Here is a 19,696-nt window from a genome sequence, read left to right as displayed (position 1 = left end):
GGTCCGCACCGCCCCCGGCCCCGCCGCTCCCGGACGGCACGGACCGGGGCCGTGGACAGCGGCGATAAAGTGACCCTTTAACGTGTGGCGGACGCGACATGCACACTGCAAGCTGGCGTTGACGAGAGGTGCGACATGGCCGAGCCGGCGGTGCAGACGCTCGCGGACAGGATCGACGCGCTCTTCCGCGCGGTGCGGCGCCCCAACCGCGAGCAGTACAGCCATGAAGAGGTCGCCAAGGCGTGCCGCGAGGCCACCGGCGAGAGCTTCTCCGCCACCTACCTGTGGCAGTTGCGCACCGGGCGCCGGGACAACCCGACCAAACGCCACCTCGAAGTGCTGGCGCAGTTCTTCCAGGTCCCTGTCGCGTACTTCTTCGACGACGCCCAAGGCGCCGCCATCACGAAGGAGCTGGAGCTGCTCACAGCCCTGCGGGACGCCGGTGTGCGGAACATCGCACTCCGTGCGGTCAACCTGTCACCCGAAGCTGTGGGTACGATCAGTGACATTATCGACGTGCTTGCCCGCCGGGAACAAGGGAGCGATCCGCCGAGCACTGAGGGCTGACCCCTGTGCAGACCGGTCACCGCCTCGGCCCGCCGTCCTCGTGAGAGGAAGGAGTGCTCATTGTCCAGTGACCGGAGCCGCAGAGGCTTATGGCAGCGGTGTCAGCGGCGCGTCGACACGCTGAGCCTCGCGGATCCCTTCGACATCGCGGATTTCATCCGTACGCTCGCCGCCCACCGCGGCCGGCCGATCGAACTGGTCCCGGTCACCGACCGGCCGAACCTGCCCTGCGGGCTGCTGGTCACCACCGCGGACGCCGACTACATCCTCTACGCGGCCGACACCACCCCGCTGCACCAGCACCACATCCTGCTGCACGAGGCCGCGCATCTGCTGTGCGGCCACCAGGACGACGGCGCCACCCTCAGCTCGGCGGCCCGCACGCTGATGCCGGCCCTGCCGCCGGCGCTGGTCGAGCGGGTGCTCGGCCGCACGGTCTACACCGAGCCGCAGGAGCAGGAGGCCGAGATCGTCGCCTCGCTCATCCTGTCCCGGGTGTCCCTGCGGGAGTCCCCGCCCGCCACCGCCCGCGCCCCGGGCCTCGAAGCGCTCTTCAACCGGCCCGACCCGCGCAGTTCCGGCCGATGACCGATATCACCGCCTACCTCGCGGCCGCCGTCTTCGTGGGCTTCGCGGTCTACCGGCTGTCGGCGGCCGGCGCGGGCGAGACCCAGCGCTACATCTGCGCCTTCGCGCTGTGCATCGGCAGCGCCCTGGTGCTGAACGCGCCCACCAGCATCGCCGCCCTGTCCCGGCTGATGGACGCGCGGACGCTCCTGGTGGCGCTGGTGCACGGGCTCAAGATGGGCGCCTTCACCTGTCTCGCGCTCATCGCGCTGACGCTGCGCAATTCCACCGACGACCGCACTCCCGTGCACCGCCACGTCGGCGCCGGGATCGGCGTCCAGGCGCTCTCCGGCTGGCTGTTCGCAGCCTCCGCCGTGACCGTGACCTCCGACGCGGTATCGGTCGGGGACGGCCGCAGGCTGCTGTTCGCGGGCTACGAGCTGCTGTTCGCCTGCTACGGCATCGCGTGCCTGACGATGCTGATCGGCGCGCTGGCCGGGCACATCCGGCGCGAGGCGGCCGGGGCGGTGCGCGCCGGGCTCGTCCTGATGGCGCTGTCCGCCGCCGTGGGCGTGCTGTGGACCGGGTGGTCCGCCCACGACATGACCGCGGTCCTGCGCACCGGCCGCCAGGGCCTGGGCGAGGACCTGCCGTCCACCTGCTTCGGGGTGGTCATCGCCCTTCTGGCGGCGTGCGGTTCGACCGCGAACCGCTGGCCCGCGCTGCTCGGCCCGCTGCGCTGGTGGCGGGCCCGCCGCTCCTACCGCGCCCTGGAGCCGCTGTGGTCGGCGCTGTGCACGGAGGTCCCGGAGATCGCGCTGTACGGGGACGGTACGCGCGGCCGTACCCGCCCGCGGCAGGCGACCTTCGCGCTCTACCGGCGCGTCATCGAGATCCGGGACGCGCACCTCGCGCTGCGCCCGTACTTCGACCCCGGCCGTCCCGACCCGGCCGCCGCCGGCCACCCGGCCAGGGAGGCGGCGCGGGAGGCGGCGGCGATCACCGCGGCGCTGGCGAACCGCCGCAACGGGCGCCGTCCCGACGCCGGGGGTCCTGGCAGCGAGCCGGTCCGGCCCTGGCCGGTGGCCGGCACGCTCGCCGCCGAGACCGACTGGCTGCTCCAGGTCACCCACGCCTTCGTCCACCACGAGGACGCGACCCGCTGACGCCCCGGGACGGCGGCCCCGCCCCGCGAACATCCCGCCACCGGACGACGTACCGCCCGGACGAGCGCCGACACCACGGACTCGCCCGACGCCTCACCGCTCCCGCGTTTCTGCCGGGCTGGGACGGCTCACCACCTCGGTCGCGGGTGCCGACGCCCGTCTCCCGCCTCACGCCCGGGCGCGGTTGCCGGCGCCGCCGGTCTCCCGCCGCCAGGCGGCTGCTCACCATCCGCCGGCGCGCGGCGCGGACTTGCTCTGCTGGACGGCTCAGCACCTCGGGCGCCGGTGCCGGCGCCCACCTCCCGTCTCACCGTCCGCCCGTGCACCGCGTGGCTGCCGCGAGGGGGCGGCTCAGTGTCCCGGCGCGGGCACCGACCCGACGGACTCGCCGTCGCCGGACGGCCCACCGTCCCGCAGACGCCGCCGCCCGCCCCGCCGCCAGGCGGCTGCTCACCGTCACCCCGCGTGCAGCGCGGGCGTCAGGGCGCCGGCGGCGGTGGCGAAGGCGCCCCGGTCGGGGTGGCCGGTCTTGCGCAGCAGGCTCGCCACGTGCTTCTCGACGGTGCGCGGCGAGATGTGCAGCCGCCCCGCGATGTCCTTGTTGCCGATACGCGTCGCCAGCAGCCTGGCCACCTCGAACTCCCGCACGGTGACCCCGTAGCGGCGCAGGTCGAGAGGCACCTGCTCGATGCCCGCGCGCCGCTGCCGCACCGGCGCGCCCATCGTGCGCAGCAGGCCGCGGCAGGCGCCGGCGACGGCCGGGACATCGGCGCCGTGGAAGTATTCCTCCGCCTCGCGCAGCCAGCCGACCGGATCGCCCCAGCCGTCCTCGTGCGCGGGACGCGCGATGAGCCGCAGGCACAGGTGGCGTGCCATGGGGTGGATCGCGGCGGCCTCCAGCGCGGTCGCGGCGGCGGCGTCCGCCTCCGCCGCGCGGCCCTCGCGGCCCAGCAGCACCGCGTGCGCCAGCCCGACGAACTGCCGGTTCCAGCGGGTGCCGGCCGCGCTGACCGCGGTGACTCCGGCGTAGTGCTGCGCGCCCACCCGCCGGGCCAGCACGCCCAGCAGCAGGATCACCCCGTGCTTGCCGAAGTCGCCGGTCGCCGGATTCTCCGTGTCGTAGGCGACGGCCTGCGCGAATTCCCGCTCGGCGGCCTCGCGGTCCTCCTCCAGCAGCGAGCAGAACGCGCGCGCCAGCCCGTACGACATCGCCCGTACGCCCGGCGCGTCGTCCACCAGCGGGGCCAGTGCCGCCAGCGCCTCCTGCATCTCGGCCCGCCGGCCCTGGTGGGCGTACCGCACCGCCTCGGCCAGCCGGAGCATGGGCAGGGCGTGTCCCAGCCGCAGCCGCGTGGCGCCGGCCAGCGCCTCGCGTATCCGTTCGCCGGCCGGGCCGAACTCGGCACGCCCGACCTGGGCGAGCGCGAGGGCGTACCCGGTCTCGTACGCCAGCGGCAGCGCGCCGATCCGCAGGGCGTCCTGCCGGACCTGCTCGACCCGGGCCCAGCGGCCGTCGCGGCGGGCCGCGGCCAGGGCGAGGCGGGCCTCGGCCGACACGCGCTGGACGGGCAGCCGGTGCTGGCGGGCGAGCGCGCATGCGCGCAGCAGATGCTCGGTCGCGGCGCTCTCGTCACGCTCGGCGGTGAGGTGCCCGAGCTGGACCAGGGCGCCGCACTCCACGTCGGGGAGCCCGGCCCGCCGGGCCGCTTCCGCCGCGCGGCGGGCGGCCCCGGCCGCGGTGTGCAGCCGGTCGGGCGCGAGCCGGTGCGGCTCCACATGCGCGGCGGCGGCGTCCACCGGGGCGCGGTGGACGTCGGCGGGGGAGCCGCCGAGCAGCCGGCGGGCGACGTCGAGCTGGTGCAGGGCCTCTGCGGGCCGGCCCGCGAGCGCGGCGACGTCGGCGAGCCGCGCGCACAGGCCCGCCCGGCGGGCGGCGGGCACGTCCAGGTCGTCCAGCGCTTCGACGGCGGCGGTCAGTTCGGGTACGTAGTCGAAGCGGGCCGAGCAGCCGACGGCGTGCAGCAGCTGCTCCAGGACGGCGGCCCGCAGCCCGGGCGGTACGGCGGCGTCGGCCAGCCGGTGCGCCCGGGTCAGCAGCGTCAGCGCTCTGTCCACCGCGCCCTCGGCCATCGCCCGGCGCCCCGCCTCGCAGTACAGCCGGACCGCCTCGCCCGAGTCGCCGGCGTGCCCGCGCAAGTCCGCGGCGCGGGCGCACCACTCGCCGGGCAGCCCCGGGTGGAGGTCGGCCAGCGCCTGCGCCGCTCGACGCGCGTAGCCGGCCCGCTCACCGGGCGCGAGGCCGTCGAGCACCGCCTCCGCGGCGAGCCGGTGCCGGAAGGCGTACCACTGCGGGTCCGAGGCGTCCGGCTCCAGCAGGTACGACGCCGCCCCGGCGCGCAGCACCGCGAACAGTTCCCGGTCGTCGCATCCCACGGCGTGCCGCAGCACCGGCAGCGGGAAGCGCTGCCCGAGCAGGGCCGCGACCCCCAGCGTCCGCCTGCCGCCGGGGCCGAGCCGCTCGGTGCGGCGCCGGACGCTGCGGGCGACGGAGTCCGGGACGGGCAGCGTACGGTCGCGGTCGTCGTCGGGCGCGCGCCGGGCGGGGTCGGGGCGGGTCAGGTCGTGGACGAGTTCCTTGACCACGAAGGGGACCCCGGAGCCGCCGGCCACCACCCGGTCGACCAGCGCGTCGCTGACCCCGTCGGGCGCGACGCCCAGCTCGGCGGCGACGAGCAGCCGCACGTCGGAGGGGCCGAGCGGGCGCAGCGGCAGGATCGCCGCGGCCCCCCGCTGGCGCGCCCGCGCGGCCAGATCGGTCGCGGCGCAGGATTCGCGCCCCGCGGTGATCAGCAGGACGGCGGGCTGTTCAGCGAGGTTGTCGAGCAGGTACTCGACGACCTCCAGCGTCTCCATGTCGGCGTCGTGCAGGTCGTCCAGGACGAGCAGGCATCCGCCGCGCCGCCCGACGACCGCGAGCAGCCGCAGCACGGCCTCGGCGACGAGCAGGGGAGACGCGGGCGAGCCGGCGGCGGCGCCCGGTTCCGGCAGCAGTCCGGCCAGCAGCGGTGCGTAGCCGCCGAGTTGGTCCTGCTCCGGCAGCAGGCCCGCGCGGGCCAGGCAGAGCAGGGCCTCGACCAGCGGCCGGTACGGCACGGCCGACCCCACCGTGGAGACCCGGCCGCGCGAAGTGACCATGCCGGCCCCGGCGGCGGCGGCGATGGCCTCCGCGGCCAGCCGGGTCTTGCCGACGCCCGGCTCGCCGGTGACGAACAGCGCGCTGCCGCGCCCGGCGCGCGCTGCGGCCAGCGCCGCGATGACGGCCCGCATCTCCGCCTGCCGGCCGATCAGTTGCCCCTGGCGGCCGTCCTCGCGGCCGGCCGGCCGCGGCAGGCCCACGGGCTGCGGCGACGGTAACAGCGCCGTCATGGACATCGTTCCGACACGGTGCGGGTACCGGCGTACGGCTTCCTCATCTGCGTCTCCCGGTGTGCGACTGACACGGAGATGAACTGATGCAGCGGCGGAACTGACCTGCGGTCACATGAGCTGAGGTGAATGTGAATGGTCATGGCATCCGTCTCAGCTGCGGGGACCACGATGGCGCATCGGCCGGAAACCGTCAACCGGGGTGGGGAGCGAACACCACCATTCACCCGCGCCCCCGGCGCCGCCGCCATGGGGGCGGCGGCGGGCGATTGTGGGGACCTCGCACGGATGCGGGTCCGCGGGGCGGCGCTGTTGGCTGGGTGTGCCGATCGGCACCTGCCCGTTCCTCGCCCCGAGCGCGTCCGCGCGCTCCCGATCACCCAGGAGGTGTCCCGGATGAGCGTTCTCAAGCTGCAGGTCCTGGAGCCCACCGCCGTGCACAACGCGGTAGCCATCCTCAGCACCACCAGCAGCAGCAGCGACTGCTGCAAGTCCAACCCGAAGTGATCCGACGGGCCCGCAGGGGCCCGGGTGACCGCGCTCGCGCGGTCACCGTCACCCAACAGGAGGCCGGATGAGCGTTCTCACGCTGCAGACCCTGGAGCCGACCGCCGTGCAGAACGTGGTGGCCATGCACAGCTTTACCAGCAGCAGCACCGAGTGCTGCAAGTGGGACGACAAGTGACCTGAGCACCACCCCACAGGACCCGGGAGCGCGATCCCGCGCCTCCCGGGTCGCCGAGGAGCAGATGCGCATGAGCGTGCCGGACCTGCAGACCATGCAGCCGACCACCGCCAGGACCGTGGTCGCCGTACTGAGCATGAGCAGCAGCAACGCGGCCTGCTGCAGGGAGCACGACCGGTCGGGCGCCTGACGGCCACCTGTGCGGAGGCGCGACGCGCCTCCGCACAGCCCCGGGAGCGCGCTGCCGCACCCCGCACCCCGCACGGTTCCGCCACTCACCACCGGCCGCCCGCGGCGGCTCCCGGACGACCACACAGAGGCAGACATGCGCGACGAACGATGGGTCAACCGCTTCCTCTTCGCCTGGAACGACACGCTGTTCTTCGACCCGCTCGACGTCTCCTACGAGCCGCGGGAGGACAACTTCCTGGCCCCGCTCGACGCCGGGGTGCGGGCCGAGTTCGTCCGCAGCGGCATCTGGTGGAGCCGCCGGCACAATCCCGACCTGCCGGCGCAGGGGTGGAAGATCCACGTGTCGACCGGCCAGCGCACCGTCCACCGGGTCGCCGCCGCGGTGATCGGCCATCTCACGTCGCGCGACATCGACTTCAAGATCGCCCTGGACATCAACATCTTCGAGATGCTCAATTCCAAGGCCATGTCCCGGGGCGGCGCGGGCAAGTTCATCACCGTCTACCCGCACGACGAGGACCAGTTCAGGACCACGCTGGCCGAACTCGCCGAGCTGCTCGACGGCGTCGAGGGCGCGTACGTGCTCTCCGACATGCGCTACCGGGACTCCAAGGCGCTCTACTTCCGCTACGGCCAGTTCCTCCCCACGCACAGCGTGGACGTGATGGGCCGGCAGGTGGCGCACATCGTCGGCCCCGACGGTCCCGTCCCCGACGAGCGCCGGATCGGCTACGCCCAACCGCCGTGGCAGCCGTGGCCGTTCGCCGACTGGAAGGCCGCCGACCACGCCGGTGACGACGACGGCTCGGGCCTGCTCGGCGGGCGCTTCCGGGTGATCGAGGCCATGCAGTTCTCCAACGGCGGCGGGGTGTACAAGGCCGAGGACACCGCACACGACAACCGGATCGTGGTGGTCAAGGAGGCCCGCCCGTACACCAACGTCAATCCGCGGCTGGACCACGACGCGCTGGACATCCTCGCCCGCGAGTGGACCTTCCTGAACCGGCTGGGCGACCTCGACTCCTTCCCCACGCCGATCGTCACCTTCCAGCACTGGGAACACCACTTCATCGCCGAGGAGTTCATCGAGGGCAAGGACATCCGCACGGTCCTGCTGGAGCGCAACCCGCTGGCCAGGCCCGGGGCCGACGCCGAGCGCTCCCGGGAGTTCCTGCGGATCTACCTGTCGGTCTTCCGCGGCCTGACCCGCGCGGTCCAGGCGGCCCACGACCGCCATGTCATCCTCGGCGACCTCACCGCCGCGAACCTGCTGGTGGACACTGAGACCTACACGGTCACCGTGATCGACCTGGAGGCGTGCCGGCTGGCCGAGTCCGACGCGCAGGACGCGCATCTGGAGTCGCCCGTCGAGCTGTTCACCCCGGGATTCAGCCACTCCCGGCGCCGCGCGCACGCCGCCTCCGTCTTCGAGGACGACCTGTACGGACTGGCGTCCACCATGGCGTACTTCATCTTCCCGGTCATGGCGATGTCGTATCTGCGCGAGGACGTGCTCGACCTCTACGGCGTCTTCACCGACAGCCTCGGCTGGCCGGCCAGGATCCACCAGCTGCTCATCGACCTCTCGCAGGCGCGCGTGACGCTCGACGACGTCCTGGAATTCCTCGACCAGGAGGAGGAGCTGGTCGGCGAGGTCGCGCTCGCCCCGCGACTGCCCCTCGTGGAAGGGCGGTCGGGCTTCGCCGCCACCGAGGCCGGGGTCGCCGCCTTCGTCGTGGCCGTCGCCGACACCGGCCGGGAGACCCTCTTCCCGGTGGACCCGTTCGCGCATGTCACCAACCCGCTGAGCCTGGGCGTGGGCGCCAGCGGGGTCCTGTGGGCGCTGAACGCCTCGGGCGTCAAGGTCAGGCCCGAGTGGCGGGACTGGCTCGGCAAGCAGCTGGCCGGCATCGAGCCGGCCGAATACGCGGACGGGCTGATGAACGGCCTGGCCGGTATCGCCTGGGCCGCCGAATCACTCGGGCTGCGGGCGCAGGCCAGGGAGCTGCTGGCGCTGGCCAACCGGCGGGCGCCGCAGAGCAGCGACCACACCTTCTACTACGGCCACGCGGGCATCGGCATGACGAACCTGCGCTTCCACCTCGCCGGCGGGGACGAGAGCGACCTCGCCGCCGCACGCGAGTGCGCGCACGCGCTGCTCGACACCGTCCAGCGCGACGGTGAACACGCCTACTGGCTCAACGACTTCTCGGCCAAGGGGCCGCTGACCGGACTCGGCTTCGGGCAGGCCGGAGTCGCGATGTTCCTGCTGCGGATGTCGCAGATCACCGGCGACGAGAGCTACGCGCGGCTCGGCCGCCGCGCGCTGTCCTGGGAGATGGCGCACGCCGAGCCCATCGAGGACGGCATGATCATGTTCAAGCACGCCGGGACCATGGAGCCCTACGTCGAGGTCGGCTCGGCCGGTGTCGCGCAGGTGCTGCTGCGCTACGGAAACCTGGACGACGCGCGCGAGGTGCTGCGCGCGCTGGACGTCGGCCAGTCGGTCATGCCCGGCTACGCGTTCGGCCTGACCGGGGTCGCCGACGCGCTGCTGGACGCGACCGAGATCACCGGCGACCCGTCGTACCGGCAGATCGCGCTGCGGCAGCTGGACTTCGTACGTAAGGTGTTCCTCTTCGAGCCGGCCGAGCGGTTCGGGGTGCCGCGCGGGGACGACGGCACGGTGCCGCTCGGGGTGCCCGGCGAGGGGCTGCTGCGCTGCTCGTGCGACTACCTGACCGGCTCGGCCGGCATCCTGCGGGTGCTGCACCGGCTCAACCACGGCGGTCCCGCCGACTTCCTGCTGGACGAGGTGTCGCGGTGAAGGAGCTGTGGCGCACGCTGCGCGGGCACCGGGCGGGGTTCTGCCTCATCATGGCCGTCGAGGCGGTCATCAGCGGCATCGAGGCCCTGCTGCACCCGCTGCTGCTCAAGGCGCTGTTCGACCAGGCGATCCTGGCCGGGCACTTCCGCAAGTTCATCGTCCTCGGCGTCTTCTACCTGCTGCTCGGCCTCACCCTCAACATCGGCGGCTACTGGGTCGCCTGGTGGCGCAAGCGGTTCGAGAACTCGTTCATGCTGCTGCTGGAGATGGAGCTGCTGGACCGCACCCTCGGCCTGGACGGGCGGCAGCTGTCGGGGGCCGGGAACGCCTCGTACGTCAGCCGGGTCCACAACGACGTCCGCGAGGGCGTACTGCCGGCCATCGACGTCTGCGTGCGCATCGCCAAGCAGGCGCTCGCGTCGCTGGTCTTCATCGGGGTGCTGCTCTACCTGTCCTGGCAGGCCAGCCTCATCCTGCTGGTGATCGTGCCGCCGCTGGTCCTCGTCAGCAACCGGCTGGCCAAGCGGATCGAGGACAACACCGACCCGGAGCGCGAGGCGGAGGCCCGGTACATCAACAAGCTGACCCGCACGCTGGAGTCCTTCCACGCGCTGCGCGGCATACCGTCGCTGGTGCCCGGCACCCGGGCGGCGAACAAGGAGGCGCTGAACGGCTTCCTCGGCATCACCTTCGTCAACTACCGGCTCACCCAGAAGCAGAACACGCTCAGCGACCTGGTCATGAATCTGTCGGACACGGCGTCGATGGTCGTCGGGGCCTACTTCGTCTTCGCCGGCCGGATGACCTTCGGCAGCTTCCTGGCCTTCGTCAACTCGCTGTGGCGGGCGGTCACCGGCATCTTCGACCTGATCAACATGATCCCCCAGGTCCGCAGGAACACCGCAGTGCTCAAGCGGATCGACACCCTGCGCGCCTCCCGCCCGGCGCCTTACCACGACGAAGGACCGATGGTGCTGGTCAACGGCGCCCGGGTCGTCTACGGCGACGGCGCCACCATCGCGATCGAGGACTTCGAGCTGCGGGCCGGCGAGCACGTGCTGCTGCGCGGCCCCAACGGCTGCGGGAAGACCACGCTGCTGCACATCATCTCCGGCACCCTGGCCCCCGACGCCGGGGTGGTCACGCTGCCGCCCCGGGTGGCGAGCCTGACCGCCCCGGTCAACCTGCCCCCGCTGCCGATCCGCGAACTGGTCGCCGACGAGCGGCTGCGCGCGGCCATGGAGCTGACGGCCCTGGCCGACCAGCTCCCCTCCGACCTGTCCTCGGGCCAGCGGCAGCGGGCCGGGGTCGCCGCCCTGCTCACCGAGGACGCCGACGTCTACCTCGTGGACGAGCCCTTCGCCAACCTCGACCCGAGCGGCCGCGACCTGGTCCTGCGCACCCTCAAGGAGCGCACCCGGGACCGCGCCCTGCTGGTCGTCCACCACGGCGACGAGGACCTCGACGTCCGCTTCGACCGCGTGGTGACCCTGTCGGTCGCGGCGGCCCGCCCCTGACGGCCGCCCGCGGCCCGGGCGGGGCGGGGGTCAGCGGGCCTGGTTCGCCGCGCGCTCGGCGTGCTTCTCCTTGATGCGCGCGGCCTCCTTGCGGACCTCCGCCTGGGTGGCCCGCTCCCGCTCCAGCCACGGCGGGTTCTCCTGCCGCAGCTCGTCGATCTGGGCCGTGGTGAGCGCTTCCTCGACACCGCCGCGGGCCAGGCCCGCGATGGACACGCCCAGCCTCGCCGCGACCACCGGGCGCGGGTGCGGGCCGTCGCGGCGCAGGTCCTGGAGCCACTGGGGCGGGTCGGCCTGCAGCGCGTTCAGCTCGGTGCGCGAGACGACACCCTCCTGGAACTGCGCGGGGGTGGCCTGGAGGTACACACCCAGCTTCTTCGCCGCGGTCGCGGGCTTCATCGTCTGGGTGGTCTTCTGCGACGTCATACGCCCAAGGGTAACGAGCGCGTGCGGCGCCCCTGACCATCGCCGATAGCCTTGCGGGGTGACAGGCTCGGAAGTACCTCCCGCTTTCCGGCTCGCCTACGTTCCGGGGGTGACGCCCACCAAGTGGGTGCGGATCTGGAACGAGCGGCAGCCCGACGTCCCGCTGACCCTGGTCCAGGTGCCCGCCGCGGAAGCGGCCGGCCTGCTGCGCGACCGGGGCGCGGACGCCGGTTTCGTACGGCTGCCCGTCGACCGGACCGACCTCAGCGCGATCCCGCTGTACACCGAGACGACGGTGGCCGTGGTCCCCAAGGACCACCTGGTGGCGGCCGTGGACGAGATCGCGGTGGCGGACCTGGCAGACGAGATCGTGCTGCACCCGCTCGACGACACCCTCGGCACCCTGGACTGGGAGCTGCCGCCCGGCCGCCCGGCGCTGGAGCGCCCCGCCACCACGGAGGACGCGATCGAGCTGGTGGCGGCGGGCGTCGGGGTGCTGGTCGTCCCGCAGTCGCTGGCCCGCCTGCACCACCGCAGGGACCTCGTGCACCGGCCGGTGACGGACGCCCCGCAGTCCCGCGTCGCGCTGTCCTGGCGGGAGGACGCGACCACGGACCTGGTGGACGACTTCATCGGCATCGTCCGCGGCCGGACCGTCAACAGCACCCGCGGCCGCTCGGCGCCCGCCCCTGCCCAGGCCCCCGCGAAGGGCAAGGCCAAGGGCGGCAGGCCCGCTGCGGGCAAACAGGGCGGGGCGTCGGCGGCCAAGGGCGCCAGGGGAAACCCCGGCAAGCGCGGCAAGCCCCGCCGCCGGTCGTGACGCGCGGGGCCGTGCGGCCCGCCGCGTCAGCGCAGGTGGACCAGGATCCGCCCGGCGTTGTCCGGGTCGGTCTCCACGCGGGCGTACAGCTTCCTGATGTGCGTCTGCGCCAGTGAGGCCAGCACCCGGTCCCTGAGCTTGCCCGTGCCCTTGCCCGGGATGATCTGCAGCACGTCCACCCCGGTGGCGGCTGCCCGGAAGAGCGCCTGGCGCACCGCGACGTCGAGGTCGCGGTTGTTGCGGAAGATCGGGTGCAGATCCAGCGTGAGCAGGGTGACCGCCTCCGATGCGCGCGTCGTGTGGCAGCAGCGTACGGCAGCGGGCGAACCGTCACGCGCCGGCGGCCGGTCCGGGGAACAGCACCTCGGCCACGTGGTGGGTGTCGGCGTACTCCCTGATCGAGGCGATCCGGCCGTCGCGCACGACGAAGACGCCGAGGCACCGGTTGCGGTAGGCGGCCCCCGCCTCCGTGGTGCCGTCCGAGGTCCACTCGGCGACGACCTGCTCGCCGTCCGCGACGATGTTGGTGAGCGCGATGACCAGCGGGGCGCCCGGCTTGAGACGGCCGCCCATGCCGCCGAGGAAGTCCTCCACGATGCTGTCGCGGCCCTTCCACACGCCCGAGATGGGCAGATTCCCCGGGTAGTCCCAGGTGGCGTCCACGGCGAAGCTGTCGCGGACGACATCGAGGTCGCCGTCGCGCACGGCCTCGACGTAACGGGTGACGACGGCTTTCGGGCCGAGCGGTGCGGCGGTCATGGCGGTGCTCCTCGTGGTCTGCGCGGCCCTCGCGGGCCGCTCGGTTCCCGGTTCCGGCGGGGACCGGTCGGGCGTCGCGGTCCTTGCCTGACCGGTCTGCTCCGTGGCTCGTGCGACCAGCCAATACCGTCCGCCGCGCACGGTTCAACAGCTTCTCGACCGCCTTGACAACCGATGGTTGTCGCCGCTTGCCGGGCGGGGCGGAACCGCGGCCGCGCCCGTCGCCGTCCTCCGGCAGAAGAGCCTCGGGGGGCGTCATGCAGATCGTCGAAGTGACCGGACTCGCCGTGCGGTCGGCCGTGTTCACGATGCGCCGCAAGGGCACCCCGCTGGAATTCGTGGTCTTCCCGATGACGCATGTGGCCTCGCCGACCTTCTACAGGCAGGTGCGCCGGCGGCTGCGCGACTGCGACCTGATCGTGATGGAAGGCGTCAAGGGCCGGTCGGCGGGCTTGAGCACGCTCACCCTCGCCTACCGTTTCGCGCCCCGCCGCAGGCGCAACGGCCTGGTCGCGCAGAACGACGCAGGCCTCCTCCCCGAGGGCGTACCGGTGCTGTACCCGGATGTGACCGCGGCCGAGGCGATGGCGGACCTGCGGGAGCTGCCCCGCGCGACGTACGTGCTGCTGATGGTCCTGGCGCCGCTGATGGGCCTGGTCTTCGCGCTGCGCGGGCCGCGGGCCTTCCTGGACGAGAACCGGGTGGTCGAGGACCTGCCGCCGACACTGCGGGCGGAGATGTCCGCGGGCAACGACGTGGAGAGCGCCCTGACCGTCCGCCGCGACCGCCGGCTGCTCGCAGCGCTCGACGCGATCCACACGGAGCGCCGCGACGAGCCGATCCGGGTCGCGGTGGTCTACGGTGCCGGGCACGTGCCGGCGATCGTGGCGGGCCTCGCCGAACGGTACGGCTATCTGCCGCGCGACTCGGAGTGGCTGACCGTGGTCGTCCCGGCGTGACGGCGGGCGCGGCGGGATGCCGTGGCAGGATGACCGGGGAGGGTCGGCATGCGCGATGCGGGTGGGCGGAAGGCCAGGGACGTGCTGGCGGTCGGCGGTCGGCTGCTCGGTGCCGCCCGCTCGCTGCTCGCCGACCACGAGCACGCGGTCGGCGCCGTGCGCACGGCACTTGCCCCGCTCGTGGACGAACTGGCCGCGCACGAGCTGGAGTCGATACCCGCCGCCCGCCTCAAGGACGTCACGCAGGGCCGGTTGCGGCTCGGCGCCATCGAGGCGGCCGGTCACACGTCCGTACGGCAGGTGCTGGACGCCGGGCGGTACGGGCTGCGGCAGATCGCCGGCGTCGGGCCGCAGACGGCGGACCAGGCGTACGCGGCGGCCCGGCAGATCGCCGAGGCGGTCGGCGAGACCGTCGCGGTCCGTATCGACGTCGACCATCCGGAACCGCGGACGACCGCGCTCGTCATCGCGCTGCACCGGCTCGTCCAGGCCGGTCCCGACGCGGCCAGGGCCGTCGAGGCGGCGCGGCAGGCCGACGCGGAGCTGGGACCGCCGCTCGCGCGGGCCGCGGAGGCCGGCGGGTGGCTGCGGCAGCGCTTCGCGGGCCGGGAGGCCAGGGCGCGGGCGCAGGCGGCGGTCGACGCGGTGGCGGAGCTGTGCGAGCGGGCCGACCAGCGCGGCACGGCGCTGCTGATCGGGCAGGCGTCCGTGGACCTGCTGCGCGGCCCGGCCGACGGGATCGAGGCGTGGGTCGACTTCGAACTGCGGTCGGCCGACTACTACAGCCTGCTGGCCGAGCTGTCCGGCGGCGGTCCCGACGTGGCGGCGGCCGAGGGCTTCCTGCCGTCCGAGGTCGCCGAGCGGGTACGCAGCCAGCCGCTCGACGGCACCCACCGGCGGGTGTCGCTGCGCGGCTACCAGGCCTTCGGGGCGCGCTTCGCGCTGGCGCAGCGCCGGGTGCTGCTCGGCGACGAGATGGGCCTGGGCAAGACGATCCAGGCCATCGCCGCGCTGGCACACCTGGCCGCGCAGGGCGGCACCCACTTCCTGGTGGTGTGCCCGGCGGGCGTGCTGGTCAACTGGACCCGGGAGATCGGCGCCCGCAGCGCGCTGCGGGCGGTGCCGCTGCACGGGGCGGAGCGGCAGGAGGTGTTCGCCGAATGGCGGGCCAAGGGCGGTGTGGCGGTGACCACTTACGACGCCCTGCGCGGCTTTCCGCCGCCGGACGGCGGACCGCGGGTGGCGATGCTCGTGGTGGACGAGGCGCACTACGTGAAGAACCCGGAGACCGGGCGGTCGCTGGCGGTCGCGGCCTGGGCCGCCCACGGTGAGCGGGTGCTGTTCATGACCGGCACCCCGATGGAGAACCGCGTCGCCGAATTCCGCAGCCTCGTACGGCACTTGCAGCCCGGCCTGCTCGACAGGCCGGGGGCCGCGGAGGGGGCGGGGGCCGCCGGGTCGCAGGCATTCCGGCGGGCGGTGGCACCGGCGTACCTGCGGCGCAACCAGCGCGATGTGCTGGCCGAACTGCCCGCGCTCGTCCACACCGACGAGTGGGCGGACTTCAGCGCGGCCGACCAGGACGCCTACTGCACGGCGGTGCTCGCCGGGAACTTCATGGCCATGCGCCGGGCGGCCTACGCCGACCCGGAGAAGTCCGCGAAGCTGCTGCGGCTGCGCGAGATCGTCGCGGAGGCGGCGGGCAGCGGCCGCAAGGTCGTCGTCTTCTCCTACTTCCGCGATGTGCTCGGCACGGTCGCGGACGCGCTCGGCCCCGCGGTGCACGGGCCGCTCACCGGTTCCGTCCCGCCCGCGCGGCGCCAGCAGACGGTGGACGGATTCACCGCCGCGCACGGGCACGCGGTGCTGCTCGCGCAGATCGAGGCGGGCGGCGTCGGGCTCAACCTCCAGGCGGCCTCGGTGGTGATCCTGTGCGAGCCGCAGGTCAAACCCACCATCGAGCACCAGGCGGTGGCCCGCGCGCACCGGATGGGCCAGCCGCGGCCGGTGCGGGTGCACCGGCTGCTCAGTACCACGGGGGTGGACGAGCGGCTGCTGGCGATCCTGCGCGGCAAGGCGCGGCTCTTCGACGCCTACGCGCGCCGCAGCGACGTGGCGGAGGCCGTGGCGGACGCCGTCGACGTCTCCGACGTGTCGCTGGCCCGGCAGATCGTCGAGGAGGAGCAGCGCAGGCTCGCGGGCAGGGACGGGTGAGGACGGTTGACGCCGGGTCGGCGTCAAAGGTGGGAGGGCCGTGACGGCCGCACGATGGGGACTGAGCGGTCACGCCCGGGCCGCGCGGGCGTGCCGGCAGGCGTCGGCGTATCCGCGGGTCAGCGGGTCGGTGGTGGCGCGGGGCCAGGCCAGTGCGAAACGGCTCGGGGCGATGCCGCGCACCGGGCGGGTCGTCACGCCGCCCAGCGTGATCAGCGGGGCGTTGCCCGCCGCCACCAGGACCACGCCGAGGCCGGCGACCAGCGCCTCGTACGTCTCCTCGGTGCTCGCGACCTCCGCGCCGATCAGCGCCGGGCGGCCCGCCCTGCTGTCGGCGGCCAGCCAGTAGTCCCGCAGCGGCCCGGCGGCGGCCGGCAGCGCGAGGAAGGGCTCGCCCAGCAGGTCGGCGAAGTCGACGGTGTCGCGGGCCGCCAGCCGGTGGCCGTCCGGCAGCGCGACCAGCCGCGGCTCCTCGGCGACCACCAGCACCTCGTAGCGCTCCTGGTCGGGCAGCGGCAGCCATACGTACGCCAGATCGCTCGTGCCGTCCGCGAGCCCCGCCGTCGGGTCCGCCCAACCCACCTGCCGCAGCCGCAGAATCGTCTCCGGGTGGGTGGCGGTGAAGCGGGAGCGGACGGCGGGCAGCAGCCCGCCGCGGCCCGGGCTGGTGCTCATCCCCACCACCAGGGTGCTGGCCTGCGCGGCCCTGGCGTCGCCGACCGCCGCCCACGCCCGCTCCCACTCGGCCAGCACCCGCTGCGCGTACGGCAGCAGCGCCGCGCCGACCGCGGTCAGCGCGACGCCCTTGCGGTCCCTGTCGAACAGCGGTGCGCCCAACTGCCGCTCCAGCGCCCTGATCTGCTTGCTCAGCGCGGGCTGCGACACGAAGAGCCGCTCGGCTGCCCGGGTGAAGTGCAACTCCTCGGCGACCGCCACGAAGTACCGCAGGTCCCGACCGTGAACGTCCATAACCATCGGCTATCACGGGAGGTCTTGGACCGGCAAGCGGGGCTCGCGGCAGGGTGGGTCACAGGACGGCGCGGGACAGCGCGGGACCGACAAGGAGCTGGCGATGAACAAGGTGTGGCTGGTCACCGGTGCGAACAGCGGTTTCGGGCGGGCGATCACCGAGGCGGCGGTGGCCGCGGGCGATGTCGTGGTCGGCGCCGCACGCCGGGTCGCCGCACTGGACGGCCTCGTCGCCGCGCACCCCGACCAGGTGGACGCGCTGGCCCTGGACGTCACCGACCTCGCCGCGATCGACTCGGCGGTCGCCGACGTCATCGCCCGGCACGGGCGGATAGACGTCCTGGTCAACAACGCGGGCCGCGGCCACGTCGGGGCCTTCGAGGAGACCGCGGACGCCGACCTGCGGGAGCTGTTCGAGGTCCACGTCTTCGGTCCGGCCGCGCTCGTACGGGCCGTGCTGCCGTCGATGCGGGCCCGCAGGTCGGGGGCGATCGTCCAGATGAGCAGCATGGGCGGGCAGATGTCCTTCGCCGGCTTCTCCGCCTACAGCGGCACGAAATTCGCCCTGGAGGGCATGACCGAGGCGCTGGCGCAGGAAGTGGGCCCGCTCGGCATCAGGACGCTGATCGTGGAGCCCGGCGCCTTCCGCACCTCGCTGATGGGCAACACCTCGGCGAGTGCCGAACTCCCGGACTACGCAGCCACGGTGGGCGCCACCCGCGCCATGGTCGCGCTCGGCGACGGCACCCAGCCGGGTGACCCGGCCAAGGCGGCGGCCCTCATCATCGCCGCCCTGGAGGCCGACGCGACCCCGCTGCACCTCCCCCTCGGCGACGACGGCATCGATGCGGTCCTCGGCCATCTGGACCAGGTCCGCGAGGACATCACCGCGTGGGAGAAGCGGGGCCGCGCGACCCGCTTCGACGGGTGAGACGGTCCCGGGGGCGGGGCCCGGGGGCGGGGGGGGGGGGGCCCCCGGCCCGCCCCCCCCCCCCACCGCCCCCCCCGCCCCCNCCCCCCCCCCCCCCCCCCCCCCCCCCCCCCCCCCCCCCCCCCCCCCCCCCCCCCCCCCCCGCGCGCTCGCCGCTACCGGTCTAGGACAGGCCGCGGTGCAGCGCCGAGATGAGTTCGCCGTTCGCCGTGTCGCCGTCGAGGGACCAGGCCATGGCGCCGCCGAGGCGGGCGCCCCGGATGTAGGCGGTCTTCGCGGCGAGGACCTGCGGATCGTCGTAGGTCCAGAAGTTCGTGCCGTCGTAGAGCCACGCGAAGCCGTTGCGCGTATCGCGGTGCACCGCGTACGTACCGGACGCCGCGAGCGCCTTGAGCGCGTGGTAGTCCTCGTTGCCCGCCTGCCAGGTGGCCGGCGCCGGGCCGGTGGAGGGCTGGAAGAGGCCGGCCGTGCCGCCGTCGGGGACGCCGGTCCAGCCCTGGCCGTAGAAGGGCACGCCGAGGACGAGCTGGCGGGCCGGGGCGCCGCGGTGCAGCCAGTCACCGACGGCCTGCGTGTCGCTGAAGTCGTTCGGCACCGGCGAGTTGCGCGGAGCGCGCAGCGCGGACTGCTGGTTGGTGCCGCTTTCGTAGGGGCCGTGGAAGTCGTAGCCCTGGACGGTGCCGAAGTCGAGGTACTTGAAGATCTTCCTGACCTCGAAGCCGGCGTCGATCTTCGCGGGCGCGGCCGGCAGGAAGGCGCTGAGGTCGTAGTGCTTGTGGGTCTGCCGCCCGTAGGAGTCCAGCTGCGTGCGGAACTCGGCGGCCAGCGCGGTGAAGTTCTGCTTGTCCTCGGGCCGGTAGACGGTGTCGGTGTCGCCGGAGGAGCCGGGCCACTCCCAGTCGATGTCGACGCCGTCGAAGAGGCCGGCCGCCGAGCCGGGGCCGCCCTTGCCGTCCAGCAGCGGGAGGTTGCCCCTGATGAAGATGTCCAGGCAGGAGGAGACAAGTGCCTTGCGGGAGGCGGCGGTTCGCGCGGCGTCGGAGAAGTTCGTGGACCAGCCCCAGCCGCCGATCGAGATCAGCACCTTCAGCTTGGGGTTCTTCTTCTTGAGTTCGCGCAGCTGGTTGAAGTTGCCGGCGAGCGGCTGCTCCGCGGTGTCGGCGGTGCCGTCGACGGAGGTCGCGGCGTCGACCGGGTGCTGGTAGTCGGCCCAGGCGTCGCCCTCACCCGCGACGTTCGCCTCGAAGCACTTGCCGTCGGCGCCGATGTTGGCGAACGCGTAGTTGAGGTGGGTGAGTTTGGCGGCGGTGCCGGAGGTCTGGACGTTCTTCACCTGGTAATTGCGGGCATAGATGCCCCACTGGGTGAAGTAACCGACGCTCTTGTAGGACGGTTTGGCGGGGGAGTGCCCGCCGTGGGCCTGCGCGGTGCTGCCGCCGGTGACGGCTGGCAGGACGGCGACCAGCGAGAGTGTGGCGGCCGTGGCGGCCATACGGCCGAGAATTCGTCGACGCATGGCGCGAAAGTATTGGTCTGGACCAATGCCGGTCAAGGGGAACGGCGGAACCGGTTCCGCCCATGCCGCTCGGCGGCCCCCGGACCGCCCGCGGTCCCGCCGCCGCGTATGTCCGCGCGGACCGTAAACTCCCCGCGTGGACATACCCCCGCCGC

Annotated in this window: 18 protein-coding genes; 12 read left to right on the top strand and 6 right to left on the bottom strand. The window is 73.7% G+C overall.

Annotated features, from left to right (window positions below):
- Window positions 1-135: 135 nt before the first annotated feature.
- The 3 genes from V7E46_RS24395 to V7E46_RS24385 are packed head-to-tail and all read left to right on the top strand — an operon-like array spanning window position 136 to window position 2,300.
- Window positions 136-567 carry an XRE family transcriptional regulator gene (locus V7E46_RS24395; RefSeq protein ID WP_329175123.1) on the top strand — a complete coding sequence of 144 codons (432 nt, stop codon included), beginning with the start codon at window positions 136-138 and terminating at the stop codon, window positions 565-567.
- A gap of 60 nt (window positions 568-627) precedes the next feature.
- The gene (locus V7E46_RS24390) at window positions 628-1,155 is read left to right on the top strand and encodes a ParH-like protein (protein WP_333770418.1); all 528 of its coding nucleotides are present in this window, start codon (window positions 628-630) and stop codon (window positions 1,153-1,155) included.
- On the top strand, window positions 1,152-2,300 hold the full coding sequence (locus tag V7E46_RS24385) for an MAB_1171c family putative transporter (protein WP_333770417.1): 1,149 nt from the start codon (window positions 1,152-1,154) through the stop codon (window positions 2,298-2,300). Before V7E46_RS24390 ends, V7E46_RS24385 begins: the two co-directional genes overlap by 4 nt.
- A gap of 456 nt (window positions 2,301-2,756) precedes the next feature.
- On the opposite strand, the gene V7E46_RS24380 is transcribed toward V7E46_RS24385, so the two are convergent.
- A complete protein-coding gene (locus V7E46_RS24380) occupies window positions 2,757-5,726 on the bottom strand; it encodes a helix-turn-helix transcriptional regulator (protein ID WP_333770416.1) in 2,970 nt (989 codons plus the stop codon).
- Window positions 5,727-6,122: 396 nt separating this feature from the next.
- Here V7E46_RS24380 and V7E46_RS24375 point away from each other — a divergent pair, with 396 nt between their 5' ends.
- The 5 genes from V7E46_RS24375 to V7E46_RS24355 all read left to right on the top strand — a co-directional run bounded on the left by V7E46_RS24375 (window position 6,123) and on the right by V7E46_RS24355 (window position 10,947).
- Window positions 6,123-6,233: a class III lanthipeptide gene (locus V7E46_RS24375; protein ID WP_333770415.1), complete on the top strand. Its 111-nt coding sequence runs from the start codon at window positions 6,123-6,125 to the stop codon at window positions 6,231-6,233.
- Between the two features lie 67 nt (window positions 6,234-6,300).
- Window positions 6,301-6,411, top strand: a complete 111-nt coding sequence (locus V7E46_RS24370) for a class III lanthipeptide (protein ID WP_333770414.1) — start codon at window positions 6,301-6,303, stop codon at window positions 6,409-6,411.
- Window positions 6,412-6,481: 70 nt separating this feature from the next.
- Entirely contained in the window at window positions 6,482-6,601 is a 120-nt protein-coding gene (locus tag V7E46_RS24365; protein WP_333770413.1) for a class III lanthipeptide, read from the top strand.
- Window positions 6,602-6,736: 135 nt separating this feature from the next.
- Entirely contained in the window at window positions 6,737-9,430 is a 2,694-nt protein-coding gene (gene lanKC / locus V7E46_RS24360; protein WP_333770412.1) for a class III lanthionine synthetase LanKC, read from the top strand.
- Window positions 9,427-10,947: an ABC transporter ATP-binding protein gene (locus V7E46_RS24355; protein WP_329175113.1), complete on the top strand. Its 1,521-nt coding sequence runs from the start codon at window positions 9,427-9,429 to the stop codon at window positions 10,945-10,947. The genes lanKC and V7E46_RS24355 overlap by 4 nt, the downstream gene beginning before the upstream one ends.
- Before the next feature lie 30 nt (window positions 10,948-10,977).
- On the opposite strand, the gene V7E46_RS24350 is transcribed toward V7E46_RS24355, so the two are convergent.
- The gene (locus tag V7E46_RS24350; RefSeq protein ID WP_333770411.1) at window positions 10,978-11,373 is read right to left on the bottom strand and encodes a DUF5997 family protein; all 396 of its coding nucleotides are present in this window, start codon (window positions 11,371-11,373) and stop codon (window positions 10,978-10,980) included.
- A gap of 58 nt (window positions 11,374-11,431) precedes the next feature.
- Here V7E46_RS24350 and V7E46_RS24345 point away from each other — a divergent pair, with 58 nt between their 5' ends.
- Window positions 11,432-12,193: a LysR substrate-binding domain-containing protein gene (locus V7E46_RS24345; RefSeq protein WP_333770410.1), complete on the top strand. Its 762-nt coding sequence runs from the start codon at window positions 11,432-11,434 to the stop codon at window positions 12,191-12,193.
- Window positions 12,194-12,219: 26 nt separating this feature from the next.
- On the opposite strand, the gene V7E46_RS24340 is transcribed toward V7E46_RS24345, so the two are convergent.
- The gene (locus V7E46_RS24340) at window positions 12,220-12,450 is read right to left on the bottom strand and encodes a Smr/MutS family protein (protein WP_333770419.1); all 231 of its coding nucleotides are present in this window, start codon (window positions 12,448-12,450) and stop codon (window positions 12,220-12,222) included.
- A 73-nt stretch (window positions 12,451-12,523) separates the two neighbouring features.
- Window positions 12,524-12,952 carry a nuclear transport factor 2 family protein gene (locus V7E46_RS24335; protein WP_333770409.1) on the bottom strand — a complete coding sequence of 143 codons (429 nt, stop codon included), beginning with the start codon at window positions 12,950-12,952 and terminating at the stop codon, window positions 12,524-12,526.
- Between the two features lie 257 nt (window positions 12,953-13,209).
- On the opposite strand from V7E46_RS24335, the gene V7E46_RS24330 reads away from it, so the two are divergent.
- Together V7E46_RS24330 and V7E46_RS24325 are read left to right on the top strand one after the other, a co-directional pair.
- Window positions 13,210-13,911 carry a hypothetical protein gene (locus V7E46_RS24330; RefSeq protein WP_333770408.1) on the top strand — a complete coding sequence of 234 codons (702 nt, stop codon included), beginning with the start codon at window positions 13,210-13,212 and terminating at the stop codon, window positions 13,909-13,911.
- A gap of 48 nt (window positions 13,912-13,959) precedes the next feature.
- Window positions 13,960-16,125, top strand: coding sequence for a DEAD/DEAH box helicase (locus tag V7E46_RS24325; RefSeq protein ID WP_333770407.1), 2,166 nt, complete (start codon window positions 13,960-13,962; stop codon window positions 16,123-16,125).
- A gap of 69 nt (window positions 16,126-16,194) precedes the next feature.
- On the opposite strand, the gene V7E46_RS24320 is transcribed toward V7E46_RS24325, so the two are convergent.
- On the bottom strand, window positions 16,195-17,100 hold the full coding sequence (locus tag V7E46_RS24320) for a LysR family transcriptional regulator (RefSeq protein WP_333770406.1): 906 nt from the start codon (window positions 17,098-17,100) through the stop codon (window positions 16,195-16,197).
- 97 nt (window positions 17,101-17,197) lie between these two features.
- Here V7E46_RS24320 and V7E46_RS24315 point away from each other — a divergent pair, with 97 nt between their 5' ends.
- A complete protein-coding gene (locus tag V7E46_RS24315; RefSeq protein WP_333770405.1) occupies window positions 17,198-18,025 on the top strand; it encodes an oxidoreductase in 828 nt (275 codons plus the stop codon).
- Window positions 18,026-18,188: 163 nt separating this feature from the next.
- On the opposite strand, the gene V7E46_RS24310 is transcribed toward V7E46_RS24315, so the two are convergent.
- Window positions 18,189-19,541, bottom strand: a complete 1,353-nt coding sequence (locus V7E46_RS24310) for a glycoside hydrolase family 18 protein (protein ID WP_333770404.1) — start codon at window positions 19,539-19,541, stop codon at window positions 18,189-18,191.
- Window positions 19,542-19,696: the final 155 nt, after the last annotated feature.

Origin of the sequence: Streptomyces sp. IBSBF 2435 (assembly GCF_036815005.1) — a bacterium.
In the GTDB taxonomy this organism is placed as follows: domain Bacteria; phylum Actinomycetota; class Actinomycetes; order Streptomycetales; family Streptomycetaceae; genus Actinacidiphila.
Note: the sequence above shows the minus strand (reverse complement) of the source record. Positions and strands in the feature narration are given on the sequence as shown.

What these genes read in the sequence shown, in the direction of transcription:
- V7E46_RS24320 (WP_333770406.1), bottom strand. Translation starts at nt 17,100, where the DNA reads ATGGTTATGGACGTTCACGGTCGGGACCTGCGGTACTTCGTGGCGGTC.
- V7E46_RS24330 (WP_333770408.1), top strand. Translation starts at nt 13,210, where the DNA reads ATGCAGATCGTCGAAGTGACCGGACTCGCCGTGCGGTCGGCCGTGTTC.
- V7E46_RS24335 (WP_333770409.1), bottom strand. Translation starts at nt 12,952, where the DNA reads ATGACCGCCGCACCGCTCGGCCCGAAAGCCGTCGTCACCCGTTACGTC.
- V7E46_RS24395 (WP_329175123.1), top strand. Translation starts at nt 136, where the DNA reads ATGGCCGAGCCGGCGGTGCAGACGCTCGCGGACAGGATCGACGCGCTC.
- V7E46_RS24350 (WP_333770411.1), bottom strand. Translation starts at nt 11,373, where the DNA reads ATGACGTCGCAGAAGACCACCCAGACGATGAAGCCCGCGACCGCGGCG.
- V7E46_RS24315 (WP_333770405.1), top strand. Translation starts at nt 17,198, where the DNA reads ATGAACAAGGTGTGGCTGGTCACCGGTGCGAACAGCGGTTTCGGGCGG.
- V7E46_RS24365 (WP_333770413.1), top strand. Translation starts at nt 6,482, where the DNA reads ATGAGCGTGCCGGACCTGCAGACCATGCAGCCGACCACCGCCAGGACC.
- V7E46_RS24325 (WP_333770407.1), top strand. Translation starts at nt 13,960, where the DNA reads ATGCGCGATGCGGGTGGGCGGAAGGCCAGGGACGTGCTGGCGGTCGGC.
- V7E46_RS24310 (WP_333770404.1), bottom strand. Translation starts at nt 19,541, where the DNA reads ATGCGTCGACGAATTCTCGGCCGTATGGCCGCCACGGCCGCCACACTC.
- V7E46_RS24370 (WP_333770414.1), top strand. Translation starts at nt 6,301, where the DNA reads ATGAGCGTTCTCACGCTGCAGACCCTGGAGCCGACCGCCGTGCAGAAC.
- V7E46_RS24375 (WP_333770415.1), top strand. Translation starts at nt 6,123, where the DNA reads ATGAGCGTTCTCAAGCTGCAGGTCCTGGAGCCCACCGCCGTGCACAAC.
- V7E46_RS24380 (WP_333770416.1), bottom strand. Translation starts at nt 5,726, where the DNA reads ATGACGGCGCTGTTACCGTCGCCGCAGCCCGTGGGCCTGCCGCGGCCG.
- lanKC (WP_333770412.1), top strand. Translation starts at nt 6,737, where the DNA reads ATGCGCGACGAACGATGGGTCAACCGCTTCCTCTTCGCCTGGAACGAC.
- V7E46_RS24385 (WP_333770417.1), top strand. Translation starts at nt 1,152, where the DNA reads ATGACCGATATCACCGCCTACCTCGCGGCCGCCGTCTTCGTGGGCTTC.